11 protein-coding genes are annotated in these 15,454 nt (G+C 43.7%); 5 read left to right on the forward strand and 6 right to left on the reverse strand.

Features of this window, described 5'->3' with window-relative positions:
- The 3 genes from V5G28_RS21235 to V5G28_RS21245 all read right to left on the reverse strand — a co-directional run.
- Nucleotides 1–3,646 (reverse strand): AAA-like domain-containing protein (locus tag V5G28_RS21235; protein ID WP_332994103.1); only part of this gene is annotated, 3,646 nt, incomplete at its 3' end.
- Complete coding sequence (locus V5G28_RS21240) at nucleotides 3,643–4,638, reverse strand: AAA-like domain-containing protein (RefSeq protein WP_332994106.1); 996 nt, start codon at nucleotides 4,636–4,638, stop codon at nucleotides 3,643–3,645. The genes V5G28_RS21240 and V5G28_RS21235, both read right to left, overlap by 4 nt.
- A 47-nt stretch (nucleotides 4,639–4,685) precedes the next feature.
- Nucleotides 4,686–5,609 carry an esterase/lipase family protein gene (locus V5G28_RS21245; RefSeq protein WP_332994108.1) on the reverse strand — a complete coding sequence of 308 codons (924 nt, stop codon included), beginning with the start codon at nucleotides 5,607–5,609 and terminating at the stop codon, nucleotides 4,686–4,688.
- 383 nt (nucleotides 5,610–5,992) lie between these two features.
- Between V5G28_RS21245 and V5G28_RS21250 the strand changes: the two genes are divergently transcribed.
- Nucleotides 5,993–6,226, forward strand: coding sequence for a hypothetical protein (locus V5G28_RS21250; protein ID WP_332994112.1), 234 nt, complete (start codon nucleotides 5,993–5,995; stop codon nucleotides 6,224–6,226).
- Between the two features lie 15 nt (nucleotides 6,227–6,241).
- Here the strand turns inward: V5G28_RS21250 and V5G28_RS21255 are convergent, their stop codons facing one another.
- From V5G28_RS21255 to V5G28_RS21265, 3 genes are read right to left on the reverse strand one after another with little or no spacing between them, the layout of a single operon-like run.
- Nucleotides 6,242–7,162: a WD40 repeat domain-containing protein gene (locus tag V5G28_RS21255; RefSeq protein WP_332994115.1), complete on the reverse strand. Its 921-nt coding sequence runs from the start codon at nucleotides 7,160–7,162 to the stop codon at nucleotides 6,242–6,244.
- A gap of 57 nt (nucleotides 7,163–7,219) precedes the next feature.
- Nucleotides 7,220–9,070 carry an aspartate kinase gene (locus V5G28_RS21260; protein WP_332994117.1) on the reverse strand — a complete coding sequence of 617 codons (1,851 nt, stop codon included), beginning with the start codon at nucleotides 9,068–9,070 and terminating at the stop codon, nucleotides 7,220–7,222.
- 32 nt (nucleotides 9,071–9,102) lie between these two features.
- Nucleotides 9,103–10,047 (reverse strand): lysylphosphatidylglycerol synthase domain-containing protein, encoded by a 945-nt coding sequence (locus tag V5G28_RS21265; protein WP_332994119.1) that lies wholly within the window; start codon nucleotides 10,045–10,047, stop codon nucleotides 9,103–9,105.
- 143 nt (nucleotides 10,048–10,190) lie between these two features.
- On the opposite strand from V5G28_RS21265, the gene V5G28_RS21270 reads away from it, so the two are divergent.
- From V5G28_RS21270 to V5G28_RS21285, 4 genes are all read left to right on the forward strand, one after another.
- Nucleotides 10,191–11,051, forward strand: a complete 861-nt coding sequence (locus tag V5G28_RS21270) for an alpha/beta fold hydrolase (RefSeq protein ID WP_332994122.1) — start codon at nucleotides 10,191–10,193, stop codon at nucleotides 11,049–11,051.
- A 332-nt stretch (nucleotides 11,052–11,383) separates the two neighbouring features.
- Nucleotides 11,384–12,280: an alpha/beta hydrolase gene (locus tag V5G28_RS21275; RefSeq protein ID WP_332994124.1), complete on the forward strand. Its 897-nt coding sequence runs from the start codon at nucleotides 11,384–11,386 to the stop codon at nucleotides 12,278–12,280.
- Entirely contained in the window at nucleotides 12,277–13,185 is a 909-nt protein-coding gene (locus V5G28_RS21280; protein WP_332994128.1) for an alpha/beta hydrolase, read from the forward strand. Before V5G28_RS21275 ends, V5G28_RS21280 begins: the two co-directional genes overlap by 4 nt.
- Before the next feature lie 205 nt (nucleotides 13,186–13,390).
- Nucleotides 13,391–15,055: a phosphatidylglycerol lysyltransferase domain-containing protein gene (locus V5G28_RS21285; RefSeq protein WP_332994129.1), complete on the forward strand. Its 1,665-nt coding sequence runs from the start codon at nucleotides 13,391–13,393 to the stop codon at nucleotides 15,053–15,055.
- Nucleotides 15,056–15,454 lie beyond the last annotated feature (399 nt).

Below are 15,454 nucleotides of genomic sequence, written 5' to 3' on the forward strand. Positions count from 1 at the left end.
TTAGGGCTGTGGCACGGTAATAGTCATCTTCAATACTACGTACGGAATCAAGGGCTTGCTGTAGTATTTCAGGCAGATATGGCGCTAGTCCACCCAGGGCTGTGGCACGGTAATAGTCATCTTGAATAACACGGGCGGCATCAAGAGCGATAGCAAGTAGAGATTTTGATAAGTGAGGAGCTAACGCGCCCAACGCTTCTGCTCGTTGTTCGGATTCTTTGACTTGCTGGGCATATGCTAGTCCTTGTGCTGGACTCCACAACTTCTGCTTTACTAGTGCTGCCATCAAGTGACCGGGAATATTTTTTGCCAAGCTGTTTAGAGAAGTTGTAATCAGAGCATAGCGGCATTGTAATGCAATTGACTTGCTTGGGTTTTCCTCAAACATCTCCTCTGCTAACCGCCAAGCACGAGCTACATCTGTCACAAAATTGCCAGTTTGTCCCAAGCGCTCGCACGTCTCATACCAACCATTACGTCCTTGTGCAGTTTCCTCCATTAATAGCTGGTGTAACTCCTCTGTTCTGCTTGCCTGCTCTAAATGCCAACTCAGGTTAGCGTGGATATAGCCGTCATCAGGAAGCGTATGCCATAGTCCTTGCTCAGTTTTGCTGCGGTATTGATCCAATAATATAGAATGAGCAGCAGTCAAGCTCAATCCTAAACCAGGTAGCTCTTCTGGTTTATGAGGAGATGAATCGCTTGTTAGCAATCGCTTTGCAACATCATGCATTAAGTCGTGCAGTCTGTAAGTTTGCTTTTGGTTATCCCCAGTTGCTCCTGCCAATAGTAATGCTTTGGCCTTGAAGGAGCGTAGTGTTGTCAAAGCTTGTCTAGGGTTAATCTCCCATAACATTGCTGCCATTGTGTGAGTAATAACTACATCTTCTGGCAAGACACCAAACCAAGCAAATTGTCGTAGCATTTCTGGGGTTAACCAGCGCAAGCTGAGGCGAAATGATGCAATGAGACTGTAGTGTTTCCTTTGTTCCTCATGAATACAACTATCTGCTCCTGGTGTTTGCAGCGATTCTAAACGAGCAATTTCTGAGCGCAAGTCTTCCAGCAATTCTTGCCACGATACCCCATCTGCCACTTGAGCGGCTGCTAAATCCAGTGCTAATGGTAAATATCCCACAGTCTGTGCTAGTTGTTGCGCCTGCTGCTGTTCTGCTTTAGTTAATGGATTGTTCTGAGATTTTTGTAACAACTCCAATGATTCGTCTGGCGTCATCACATTTAAATCATAGGAAATTGCTCCCTTTATCGTTGCTTCTCTTGTTGTAACCAGAAGTTGACAACTAGACCCCCCCACTCGAAATGGTTCTACGTGTTCTGGATTCCAAACATCATCCACAACCAGCAGTGCTTTTTTGTCATGAAGTAATGTCCGTAAATGCCTGGATGCACCATCTAGGGTGAGAGGTTTATAGTCATAATCCCCTAATGCTTGAATCCAAGCACTTAACAGTGATAATAAATCTGGTTGTTGACCCAATGTTACCCACAGTACCCCATCTGAGAATTGTGCTTGCACCTGTGGGTCATGCGCTACCGCTGCTGCTAACGTCGATTTTCCAATTCCACCCAAGCCATAAATGGCGCTAACGACTAATGTCCCTGTCCTGTTACCTTGATTTGACAGCAAACGTGTTTTAATCTGTTTGTGATGCTCTGGGCGTTCTACAAAATACTGAGGTAGATATGGCACCTGAAAGGGAGCACCTGTGGCAGGACGCTTGTAAGTTCCAAAGTAGACATTTCCATATACATCTCTGAAGACTATACTGTTATCAGTAACACTCCCAACGTTCTGGTCTTGGTTGGCTGTTGAACTTTGGTTTATTGGGGACACTGAAGCTAAATCGACCTGACCTTCTGGCAATTCTGGATCTGCCACTAACACCATTGATGATAGAATTTCGTTAACCCAACTTAGATTAAAAACAAACTCACAGATACGGTTAGCAACTTTTAACTTTTCCTGATGCTTGATTACTAATCCTATCTTTATTAACTCTTGTTGTTCTTTAGACTGATCAAATATCAATTCTCCTTGCTGCAAAATTTGCTTATATATTTTTAATAGATTTGAAGCCTGATCATTATTGCTGAGAATATGTTCTTGAATAGTCCTAAGGTATTTTGTCTCTTTCTTACTTTCCCAATTTTTAATGAAGTTTTGTACTAAATCCTCAACAAACTCTACTTCACTACCTTCTGAAATGGGAAATGAATAATTACCTATGAGTTTATAAAAGTAGTCACTAAGAAATGATTGCTCTCCTGTCCATAACTGCACCTCTCTATATAAAGCCAAAGCATTACTGACATTTCCTACCAATTCTTGAGCCATTTTTGTCTGCTCTCTTTCTGCTTCTTTGTCTCGGCTAGCAGTTAAAAAATTGTAATCGTCATCACTTAATTTTTTACCTATTTTCCAATCCATAGCCGCTTGCAATGCTGTACCGCGCAACAGCTTTGATTCCTCCTGGCAGTTAGATTTTAACCAAGATTCTATTTGCTCTGCATAGGGTCGTAAATCAGCTAATACTTGATCAACCCAACACAGATTAAACACCGTTTCATAAATGCGGTTATAAACTTTTAACATTCCCTGTTGTTTAACAACTAAGCCTGACAGCAATAATTCCATTTGTTCTAGGCTATTATCTACTTTGACTTTACCATTTTGCAAAATTTGCTGGTAGAGACCTAGAAGCCGACTAGTATGCTGCTCGTTTCTTAATAGGCGGTCACGAATCGTCTTTAAATGCTGCGGCTCATCATGATACTCCCAATCTTCTATCACTTGTGTTCGTACTATTTGTTCTAGCCAAGATACCTCATCATCAATAGGTACTGATGATGGAGATTTTAAAAGAAGATCGCAAAGTTTTTGAGTGAGAAATGGCTGACCTCCCGTCCAGTCCAACACCAATTGGAGTATCCTTTGAGGATTGTTGAGTTTCCCCGCAAAGCCCTGAGCTAGTCGTTGTGCTTCATTGAATTGAAAACCATGCAGTTCAACTGCCTTGCCAATATTAAAGGGTGTGCGTTGTTTATCTTTAATTAAATCTGCTGGTGTAGCAACACCAAAAAGTGTGAAAGTAAGACGCTTATACTTTTGGTTGAACTCGCGTTTATTGTAACAAGCTCGAATAAATGCAAAAAAATCGTCTACATTAAACTCTAAACCGAGAACGCTATCAATTTCATCAATAAAAATTACAACATTTTCCTCTACTGAGTCTAATAAAACATTTTCAATAAATTTACTTAATTGCCTTATAGGAGGAAGTGACTTACATTCATTCCACCAACCTGGAAAATCTAAATTAAAGCTATCTGCAATGATTTCAAGTAGAGTACTATACCACTGTTTTGGATTCTCAAGATCAGTCCCAATTTCACCAGAAATATCAATATTAGCGCAAACAAAGCCTGCTCTTTCCAACCTACGTAGTGTTCGGATTAGCAAGCTAGTCTTGCCCATTTGCCGCGAGTTCAACACATAACAAAACTCCCCTGCCTTAAGCCACTTATAAAGGTCTTCATCAGCTTTTCGCTTGACATAGGTGAGGTTATTAAGAGGTACAACTCCCCCAACTTTATAGTCGTAACTTGAGTCTGGCTCTATACTCATTCAGAAACTCCAAAGCAATCACATAGGTATTTTTTATATAGTTGGCAGCGAATTGTAACTCGATTGCCTTGCAAATTTACTAGTCCCATTCTATGTAATTTAAATCTTATACTAGTTTCTAAATTAACAGGAGATACACTGATAATGACCTTTTTAATAGCATCTAAAAGCTGACTATTTTCTTCTAACTGAAACAGATGCTGTCGCAGATGATCGCCATACAATTCAGCTTCTGTATGAGCAGTATTTAATAGTTTTTTTAGCGTAACCCGCCCTTTTGAAATTTGTTCAATAGCTTTTATCACTAGAACAGGATGTCCTCCCACTAAATCCATAAGCTCCTTGATTTGAGTATCATTCCAAGACAAGCAATAGGCTTTTACTAAACAACGTACCTGTTCTAGATTAAATTCTTTTGGTTCAACTGTAAGTCCTACATTATGCAGTGGTGATTTATTAATATCAAAAGTTCCATATACCTCTGTAGAATGGACTATAATTAAACGAAGTTTTTGAAATTTTTTGTCATAACCTGCCTCAGCTTTCTGATTCCAACTGCGTAACAGACTGCAAATATCCGCACTAATTTTAGTTTGTTCAAAAACTAAATCTATGTTCAACAACGCTAGCACGAATGGTTTACTAAATTCTGTCAGTACGTACTTCAAATAGTCTGTCGTCTTATAAAGAGGAGCCAAATTAGTTTCATAATCAGTATTTAAGGGTTTGGATAACTCCAGTTCTTTACCAAGGGCTACACAGAACCAAGACAGGAATTTGTGTGTGTCAATTAGATTCTCACTACCTGCTAATTGAATATCTAAAACACAAGTTTGATAATTATGTTTCTCAACATAATCTATAACCCTGTACATTAACCGTTTTTTGCCCATTCCTTGAGGGGCTTTAATTCGTATCAAACCACCATTACGCAAAATTTCTTGGTAACAATCATCTTCTATAGGAGGGCGGTCTACGTAACAAGCTGGCAAGGGTGGTGCTTGAAATGCCCTCTGCCCCTCTGAACTTGCACTAGAGTTTAGAGGGGCTGCTGAGGGTTTGGGGTTTTCTCCGGAATTGTTTGTGGCAGCGGTTTCAGTGCCATTGGCAGACGAACAGGCGTTTGAGGCGGGAAACAGTCTTCCAGGAAAAGCAAAGTGCTATTGTAGACAACACTATCTTCCTTTTGTGCTGAAGCAATCTTACAAATGGTGAGATGGTCAGCACCAGGTATCTCTATAAGGGGGAGATCCTTGCTAAATTTTGCACTAACGGCATCGACAATAATGCCGAATGCTCCAAGAGGAGCAGTTTCGCCGTAACACTGTACAGGAATCGTCCTTAGACGCTCATGCTTCCAGTAAACTTCGTCCAGTTCGAGAAGACGGGAGTGTCCGTGCTGCAACTCTTCAACACTAACTGTGAGACGCCCAATGTTCAAAAGTAAAGAGTTGATGGATTGAGCAAAATTGGCTCGACTAGAACCAGTATGGGGTGTAGCTAGAAAAACAATACCCTTAGTTTGTTCTACTATCTGCTTCCAGCGAGGTGGTCCAAAATCTAAGGCACTACGCAGCATTTGTTTTACTAGAAGTCCACCCATACTATGAGTGATGAAAACCAGAGGGCGCTGGCCAATCCTTCGATTCTCTAACACTTTAAGGATAAGGTTTGCCTGCTTTGCCAGTGGCAAAGTTGGTCCATGCCAATCTGAAGGTTCTATGTCATAGTCCAATGACCATATCCCTAGATCAGTCCGCTCCTGCCCCAGCCAAGCAGGCCAAAAGCTTAGCTCGGCTGGCTTAAATTTTTTGCCGGGTTGGGTACGGAGTGTGTCGATTTCCTGTGGCTGTGTATGCCAGGTTGTTAAACCGTCGCCACCTAAACCGTGGACAAAAATTACATCGCCACTACGATTGGAGTTGTCGCAACCAATGATAGGAATTAACTTAGGGTCTGCCATAATAAAATTTTATAAAATATCAAATAATAGTCACGGTCATCCAATGAATATTTTAGGTGGATTTCTCTGTTCTAAACTGTTCAGGACTTACTCAAAAATAACGTAATTCTGTCATTGCGACCGAAGGGAAGCAATCGCAAAGCCCTATTTTTCGTCGCGAGTGCGTAAGTCCTACTATTTTCAGGTCAGTTTTTGTGCAAAATCATAAATCTTCATATTGAAAACGTGTCTCTAATGAAAGCAGTTTTATATAAATCTTCTAATGAAGAGCTTGAGTAAATATTTAAAGGCATATACCAACAAATAACCGAAGACTGGTAAAACTGCATAAATCTGGCTGCCGTGGCGGGAATGCCTACCCTTATTCTGTCGAGTTTCGCCGCATGTCTACGCTGGATACCTTCTTGAATGCCCAATCATCAAAAGTTGGTAAAATGGAAAAAACTCAACCTGCTATCTTTAGGCGCAAGTCTCCGAATCAACGGCGATATGAGGATGTGCGCTCGCGGGAATATTTGTTACCAAAGGAACCAAAGGAAGTGGACGCGATGCTGGCGATCCGCGTGGGCGCAACACCGGGATATGAAAATCCAGCGCGGGAGTCATCCGACGGCTGAAAGCGAAGCATTTCCCTAACACAGGTGGCGATCGCTCTCTTCCACCTCTGCATTTGTCCGCAGATAATCTCGCAGGCGATCGCATCCATAAGTCAGTAAATCCAGATTGAGAACTCGCTGCAAATTCCACAGGATAAGCGTGTTATCCTCACTGACTGAAGCGACAAATCTTCCATCAGCGCTGTATGCCACTCCCCTCACGGCAGCAGTGTGACCTTTAAGGGTCGTCAGTTCTGTGCCATCTAGCTTCCAGAGTTTCACTGTGCCATCCACACTGCCAGAAGCAATAATTTGACCGTCAGGGCTAAACGCCACTCCCCACACCGCAGCCGTGTGACCTTTCAAAGTTCTCACTAACGTGCCATCCAGTTTCCACAGCTTCACTGTATTGTCCCCACTGCCAGAAGCGAGGATATTACCTTGAGGGCTAAATGCCACTCTCCACACCGCCGCGTCATGACCTGTAAGCGTTCTCAACAGTGTACCATCCAGTTTCCACAGCTTAATCGTTCCGTCTGCACTTGCCGAAGCAATGGTCTGACCATCTGGACTAAATGGTACTTGCCAAACAGTACTAGTATGCCCTTTAAAAGTCTTGAGTAAAGTGCCATCTATCCGCCAAAGTTTGACGGTAGTATCTTCACCTCCCGAAGCGAAGGTATTTCCTTGCGGACTAAAGGCAACAGTCCACACAGGCGCAGAATGACCTATGAAAGTCCTGACTAAAGTTCCGTTTCGCCGCCAGAGTTGCACTGAATTTTCGTTACTGGCGATCGCAATTAACTTACCATCGGGACTGAAGGCAATTGAGACAGAGCCACCCTTATGACCATGCATTGTCGTGAGCAGTTTGCCTTGGCGGTTCCAAAGTTTAGCTATCCCGTCAACGCTTCCTGTCGCGATCGTCTTGCTGTTTTCTCGTTTTCTCGTTCCCATGTTAAGTATGGGAACGGAGAGCTTGAAGATGTTGTCGCGCTTGATTTTGAGCGATGATTAAGCAGGCACTTGAATACTTTGGCTTCCCGCCAACCCAAATGCTGTGTGAATCGCTTGCAATGCCTTAACACCTTCCTCTTGCGCCACAACACAGCTAATTTTGATTTCCGAAGTGGCAATCATTTGGATATTAATTTGATGATGTGCGATCGCTTCAAACATTGTAGCCGCTATGCCTGGTTGTCCTACCATTCCTGCTCCTACAACACTGACTTTGGCGATCGCACTATCCAATACCACTTCACCCCATCCATATTCTGCGGCTACTTGCTGGAGCATTTTTTGCGCTGCTTGTGCATCCATCCTGGCGACGGTGAAGGCAATATCCCGTCTGGGAACGCCATTGATCACATGACAGCGCTGGGATTGAATAATCATGTCTACACTGATGTTATGTTCTGCCAACAGTCCAAACAGCTTCGCGGCTGTTCCTGGACGATCTTGTACTTGGCGAATTGCTAGACGCGCTTGGTTCATATCTAGGGCGACACCACGGACAGGGGATGAGGAGCCAGCCCCGTGCGGGGGTTCCCCCCGCCCGTGCGACTGGCGTGGGGATGAGCGGGGTGATTTGTCTGCCCCGACTTCCCCGACTTCAAAGGCGGTGTGGAGGGCTGCAACGGCGCGATCGCAATCTGCGTTGTCAATTACGCAACTGACTTTAACTTCGCTGGTGGAAATCATCTTGATGTTGACGCCAGCTTCTGCAAGGGTGGCGAACATCTTTGCCGCAACACCAGGACGCCCGATCATTCCCGCACCTGCAATACTGACTTTGGCAACATTCTGCTGTACCATCACTTCAGCTTCTTCAGTTTCAGCAGCTTTGTGAGAGCGCAGAACAGGAGCAATTGCTGCCGCTACGGCTTCCGCTCGTTTTAAAATAGGTGCCCTCACGGTAAAGGCAATGTCATTTGTATTACCTTCATGAATTGATTGAATAATTAAATCTACGTCCACATCCTGAGTGGCAATTTCCCCAAATAACCGTGCTGCAACGCCTGGTTTATCTGGTACACGCAACATGGACACTTTGGCTTGATCGGTGTCAAATTCTACATCATCAACGGGACGGGCAATTTCCAAATTGACAAGTGCGCGCGGACGCGGTGTTGGTGAAATGACCCAAGTCCCGGGATCATCTGTCCAACTCGAGCGTACTACTAGGGGAACGCCATAGTTGCGGGCAATTTCCACAGCACGGGGATGCAAAACTTTTGCCCCCAAACTTGCGAGTTCCAGCATTTCATCGCTGGTAATTTCATCTATTAGCTGTGCTTCTGGAACCAAACGGGGATCTGTCGTTAAAATCCCTGGCACATCGGTATAAATTTCACAAAAATCTGCTCGCAATGCTGCTGCTAAAGCCACGGCTGAGGTGTCTGAACCGCCACGTCCCAAGGTAGTAATTTCCAATTCCTCAGTTCTGGTAATACCCTGGAACCCTGCCACAACAATAACTTTGTTTTGATTAAGATGTCGCTTGACCCGCTCTGTTTCGATATGCAAAATTCGCGCTCGAGTGTGTGCCGCTTCGGTAACAATTCCTACTTGCGCCCCTGTCAGAGAAATTGCTGGCTGTCCAAGTTCTTGCAAAGCCATACTTACTAAGGCAATGGTGACTTGTTCACCGGTGGAAAGCAACATATCCATTTCCCGGCTGTTGGGATTGGTTGAGATGTCGTATGCTAGCTTAACGAGTCCATCGGTGGTTTTACCCATTGCGGAAACCACAACGACAACAGAATTTCCTGCCTTAACAGTTTTGCACACGCGCTGTGCGACAGCTTGAATACGTTCTACTGAACCGACAGATGTACCACCGTATTTCTGAACTATGAGCGGCATAAGCTTAATGTAGTCAATCGTCCCTGGGAAACCTATTTGTTCATTATATTTCTTGCACCGTATCTAATTTCATAGAATCCCAGTAAACTTGCTGCAACGAGCAACGCCAATAAGTCGTAAATTGCTCTGTAAGCTAGGGTTGCGCCTAAAATTGCTACAGGAGAAAATTTTGTCTTGAGAAAATGCAAAACGACAATCTCAAAGACTCCTAACCCAGCAGGGACGTTACTGACGACACCTGCAAACATCGCTAATGAGTAGATTCTCAACACATCCAGAAAAGATACAGATGGATTAGCGGGAAGCAGAAAATAGAGAACTGCTGCAGCTATCATCCAGTCAAAGCTAGAAACGACTACCTGAGCCAAAGATATCTTGAAAGAAGGAAAACGAAACTCTTGCCCACGAATAACTAACGGTTGTTTAATGAAAATACTTCCCAATAAATAGGAAACAACCACCAGCAGGAAAATAACGCCGATAGAACGTGTGTTTGTAAAAGGTAAATGTGTTTGAGTGGGAATTTGTAAGGGGTTGAAGAGAAATATTACCCCAGATACAGCAAACACTCCCAACCAAAAAGTGAAATTAGCAAAAGCAATGATTTGGGCGATCGCCAGTGCTGGTACTCCCCAACTGGAGTAATAACGGTAACGGATAGCACTGCCAGTCAGTAGGGCAAAACCTATCGTGTTGCCCAATACAGAGCTAACAAACCCAGTAAAAGCAACTTTGTTAAAAGCTAGAGAACGACCAATATACTTAAAACCGAGGATATCATACCATATCATCACCAGATAGCCTAAGCCAGACAACCAAATTGACAAACTCAAGCGACTTTTGGGAATTGTGGCGAGCGATCGCAACACATCATGGTAATTATACTCACGCAGTTCGTTGCTAATCGCCCACACGGAAAGTACCAGAAGCAGCAAGCCAAACAACGAACTGAAGTTGAGTCGGAGTTTTTCAAGCATAGTGCAAAGGGAGGATGGGGAGAATTATGACTCATGACTAAACATTCGTAAAATTTCCATTGAGTTGACACACAATTGACACATTGCTGGCGTAAGCTTTGAATTGCAATGTACAGACGTGCCATGGCACGTCTCTACAATTAATGACAAATGACTCTTTTCAGGATGCCTTAGCTGGTTCGACAATTCACCTGCGACGAGGGGTAAATTTACAAGTTTGCCACAGTTCGGGGAAAACTCCAGCGATCGTTTTTCTCCACGGGGGAACGGGGAACCGCTTTAATTTTCGTTCTCAGTATGAGTTTGTTCAAAGCCAAGGTTGGGAAGTTCTGGTGTATGATTTAGCAGGACACGGACAGTCTAGTCCCTACTCTCGCTACTCAATAGGGCGACATCGTCGAGATTTACAGCGATTATTGTATCAGTTCGGCATTGAGTCGCCAGTGCTGTGTTGCCACAGTTATGGAGTTCCTCTTGGTTTAGAGTTTAGCCAGTACAACTGTGTGAGTGGCTTGATTTTAATTGCCGGTGGAACTCATGACTTAGCGCCTTGGTGGGAAATTCCGCTGATGAAGTTTATGGCTTGGGGTGGCAGATATTTATACTATGTGCTTGGTGTACAGACAATATCAAACTTCTTTTCGACTTCTTACCGCCACAGTGTCATAAAACGGTTTTTTGCGGAAAACCCGACACCAACAGATTTCCACTCCTACAAAGCCTTAGAAATTTTCTGGGACTATAACTTTTTTGCGCGTCACCCTGCGCCGAAAAATTTACACATCCCTGCTTTGGTGATTACCGCAGGTCTTGACCCAATGTATACACGCCAGATGGGGGATGAGTTAGTTAAACATTTGGTCAACGGGACTCATCTACATTTTACGAATGCGGGACATCTTGTAATGGCAGAGTGTGCGGATTTAGTCAACGATGCTATATTTAAATACCTTATTGGGATCAATACACAAACGCCTTCATCCTTGCAAGCGAAAACCTTGTAGACATTAACTAAACAATACACTTTACCATCATTTCATTTGGATTTTATCCAATATTGAACTGTTATCAACCGATATTCTTCATGAACTGCTTTAACTCTAAAATGGTGGTACTGGTTTCGGTGCTTAGTTTATGTAGCTGTAATTACTTGAAAAAGGCACAAGCACAGGAACCACAACCTGACTTTTCACGTTCTGTGGAAAAACGAACGCGAAACCTAACCCCCCAGCCCCCTGACCCTAATCCCCACTCCGTGGGGGCCCCGAGTTCCCTAAAAGGGAAGGGGGAGAATTTAAAGCCTCTCTCCTTGCAGGAGAGAGGTTTGGAGAGAGGTTTGACCGATCCCGTGAAAAGTAAGGTACCACAACAGATGCGTCCGCCAACCCCAGCTTCTGTGTTACCGCCACAACCAAGTGTTAGAGATTTATCCACCCCCCAAACTTATAAAATTGAAACCTACAATAGCGAAGTTATGCAGGGAAGTCGCAGTTACGGCGTTGCTTTACCTCCTGGCTATAACCAAAACCCAAATCAACGCTATCCAGTTATCTTTCTCCTCCACGGTGGACACGGAAATGCTGACCATTGGTTTGCAAAAGGAGATGCCTTAACAATCCTGCAACAACTTTATGCAACAGGCAAGTTGCCACCCAGTATTGTCATCACACCAGATGGTAATGATAAACGTGGATCTAGCCCCTACTGGGATCCCGATTATATTGATGGTCCTAATGGTAAAGTTTCCACAGCGATTGGCGATGAACTGGTGAAAGTTGTCAAAGCCCGCTACCGTACAATTCCCAATCCTGCTTTTTGGGCGATCGGTGGACAATCTTCTGGAGGTTGGGGTGCAATGAATGTGGGATTGCATTACTTAAATCGTTTCCGGATTTTATTTAGTCATAGCGGTTACTTTCAGGATAAGAGTGGACCGCAAAATAGCCCAATCACTTATATCAAGACGATTCCGCCTCAAGCTAAAAAACGCTTACGGGTCTACCTAGATACGGGTTTAGCAGATACTGAAATAGGACTTGACGAAGCCAAAAAATTTAGTCAAGTCCTCACTACAGAGAAAATTTATAATATGTTTTATCAGTTTCCGGGAGGTCACACTTGGGACTACTGGCACGAACATCTGGCAGATTCGCTAATATTTGTAGGCAGGCAATTTAAAATCTCGGCGATGATTGCACACACTAAAGATAATTTGGGTTTTGAGAAGCCATGAAATTATCTAAAGTCTTAATTGGGGTTGCAGGTACGCTGGTAATTTTGACTGCAACAGGGTACTGGTATGTATTTATCTTAGGTGCGCCGCAGCTAGATCCACCTCAAGAACAAACAAATAGTGAGTTAAAGTTTCAACTAAAAACTTTTAACAGTCAAGCAATGGGTACACAACGGCAATATGGCGTCATTTTGCCTCCAGGCTATGACAAAAATCTCCAACAGCGCTATCCTGTTATATTTTTACTACATGGCGGTCATGATGATGCCCGTGCTTATGTTGATAAATATGCAGTTTTCAACGTACTGCATGAACTATATAAAAGTAAAAAACTACCACCGTCTATCGTAATTACACCAGATGGAAATGATCAGCGAGGTTCGAGTCCTTTGTTCGACCCTGATTATTATGATGGATCTCATGGTAAAGTGGGGACGTTGATAGGTTCGGAGTTAGTACAGCTCGTCAAGTCACGCTACCGCACGTTAGAAAGCCCAAAGTTTTGGGCGTTGGGTGGTCTGTCTTCTGGGGGATGGGGCGCGTTTAATATTGGGTTACGCTATTTGCAAAACTTCAACATCCTGTTTAGCCATAGCGGGTATTTTACCGATAACAGCGGTCCGCAAAATAGCCCTCAACAGATTGTACAACAGTTACCGATTCAAGATAGAAAGCAACTGCGTGTATATCTTGATGCTGGAAAAAGCGATCGCAATTTACTAGCTTCCACTCAAGCATTTCACGAAACCTTAGACAAGTTAGGTATAGAAAATGTGTTTTATGCCTTTCCTGGGGGACATGGTTTGTCAGGTCCAGATGTCGGCTGGAATTACTTTCACAAGCATCTCAAAGATTCGCTATCCTTTGTTGGAGAACAGTTTAAAAAAGGAAGGGTTAGTAGATAGTAGATAGTGGTTAGTAAGTAGTGGTTAATGGTTAACAACTCCCAACTAACAAATGTAGAGACGCGCCATGGCGCGTCTCTACAACTACTCCTGTCACGCTCGAAGATTACCTATTAACGAACCGCCAAGACGCCAAGAACGCCAAGGAAAAGATAAGTAATCTTGTACCGGGAAGGGAGTAACAACTAACAACTCATCATGACTAATGAATACTGAATTAAGAACTCGGATTGGACTTTGGAGTGCAGCTTTCCTTACAGGTTTAGTCGGAGTGGTAAACTTGGTGTCAGCAGTGACACCTAACCTGCATGAGCGAAATCACTGGTTAAAGCAATTTTTGCCGTTTGATATTCGCGCTAGCGGTCATATATTTGCTGCGCTGACTGGCTTTGTGTTGCTAACACTTGCGGCGAACTTGTTGCGTCGGAAACGACTTGCTTGGTTGCTTACTATTACTTTACTGATTATTTCTATTCTCAGCCACTTGATCAAGGGACTGGATTTTGAAGAAAGTTTCTTGTCTGGTGTCCTGCTGATGCAATTACTCTTGATGCGTGATGTGTTCACAGCAAAATCAGATCCTCCTTCGATCGCACAAGGAGTGCGGGTGTTAATTGCTGCTTTGCTGTTTACTTTGGCATACGGGACAATTGGATTTTACTTGTTAGATGGCAAATTTTCGGAAAATTTTAATTGGGGTGAAGCCATAGCTCAAACTTTCGCTATGTTCTTTACAGAAGATAATGCCGGACTACAACCAAAGAGCCGATTTGGAGAATTTTTTGCCAATTCTATCTATATTATTGCAGCAAGTACGATCGCTTATGCAGTATTCATGCTGTTAAGACCAGTTTTTCAACGTAATTCTGCTACCCTTAAAGAGCGGCAGCAAGCAAGAGATATTGTAGAACAGTATGGACGCTCTTCTTTAGCAGCATTTACATTGCTAAGCGATAAAAGTTATTTTTTTAGTCCTTCTGGTCGCAGTGTGATTGCTTATGTCCCTAGAGGACGGGGTGCGATCGCCCTAGGTGATCCCATTGGACCTGTTGAAGACCGTGAAGAAGTCCTTGTGAGTTTTCAGCAGTTTTGCCAACGCAACGACTGGTATCCGGCATTCTACCAAATTTTACCCAATGACATTGACCTCTACAAGTCACACGGCTTTCAGGTAGTTAAGATTGGGGAAGAAGCGATCGTTGACCTCAAAGCCTTTACCTTACAAGGAAAAGCGGGTAAAAACTTGAGAACAGCAGTCAATCGCATGACTAAGCTGGGGTACGAAGTCAAATTTTACCAACCACCGATTGCAGATAACTTGTTGCGCCAAATCAAAACAGTCAGTGACGAATGGTTGCAATTGGTGCAAGGTTCAGAAAAGAAGTTTTCTCTAGGTTGGTTTGACGAAGCATACCTGCGGGAGTGCGAAATCGTTACAGTGCAGTCCTCCCACGGTGACATCATCGCCTTTGCCAATATTTTGTCAGAATACCAGCTCAATGAAGTGACTAACGATATGATGCGACACCGAAAGTCTATCGAAAATGGAACGATGGACTTTTTATTTATTTCTATGTTCCAGCATTATAAAGAGCGAGGTTACGATGGTTTTAACATTGGTCTTTCTGCTCTTGCTGGAGTGGGTGAAACCCAAGAGTCACAACGTTTAGAGAAAGTATTGTACTATCTTTACAAGCATTTAGAACGGTTCTACAATTTTCAAGGCTTGCACGCGTACAAAGACAAGTTTCACCCGCGTTGGGAATCACGATATCTGGTTTATCCCAATTTAACGGCTTTACCCGACGTAGTTGTGGCATTGGTTCGTGCTGATTCAGGCGATCGCCTTTTAGATTATTTCAAAGGGTGAAACCTGAATCAACTTCGTAGTCAGGACTTTAGTCTTTATTTTATCTTCCTACTCGCTTCCTGCTCAAAAGCCTTTGCAACCCTTGAAGCCGCTTGTTTGGCGTGTAAGTCTTGCAGACAGGTTCCCCCAACAAAGCAGCGTGTCTGTAGGACATAACTTTTCCAATACGCAAATATGCAACGCCGTAATTTTACAGTGAGAAGGAACTCTCATATCATGTCCGGCTAATTAGTTATGATTCCCACGTTAATTGCACCCCACCCCTTTATCCCCTCCCCCGCAGTCGCCTCAACGGGGGGAACCCCCGCACGGCGCTGCTCTCCGCTTGCGGGGAGGGGAGGTAAAGCGCAGCTTTACCGGGGTGGGGTTGTTAGGAATCATAAGTAATCAACCGGACTT

It is taken from the genome of Scytonema sp. PRP1 (assembly GCF_036697665.2).
In the GTDB taxonomy this organism is placed as follows: domain Bacteria; phylum Cyanobacteriota; class Cyanobacteriia; order Cyanobacteriales; family Nostocaceae; genus Kalymmatonema; species Kalymmatonema gypsitolerans.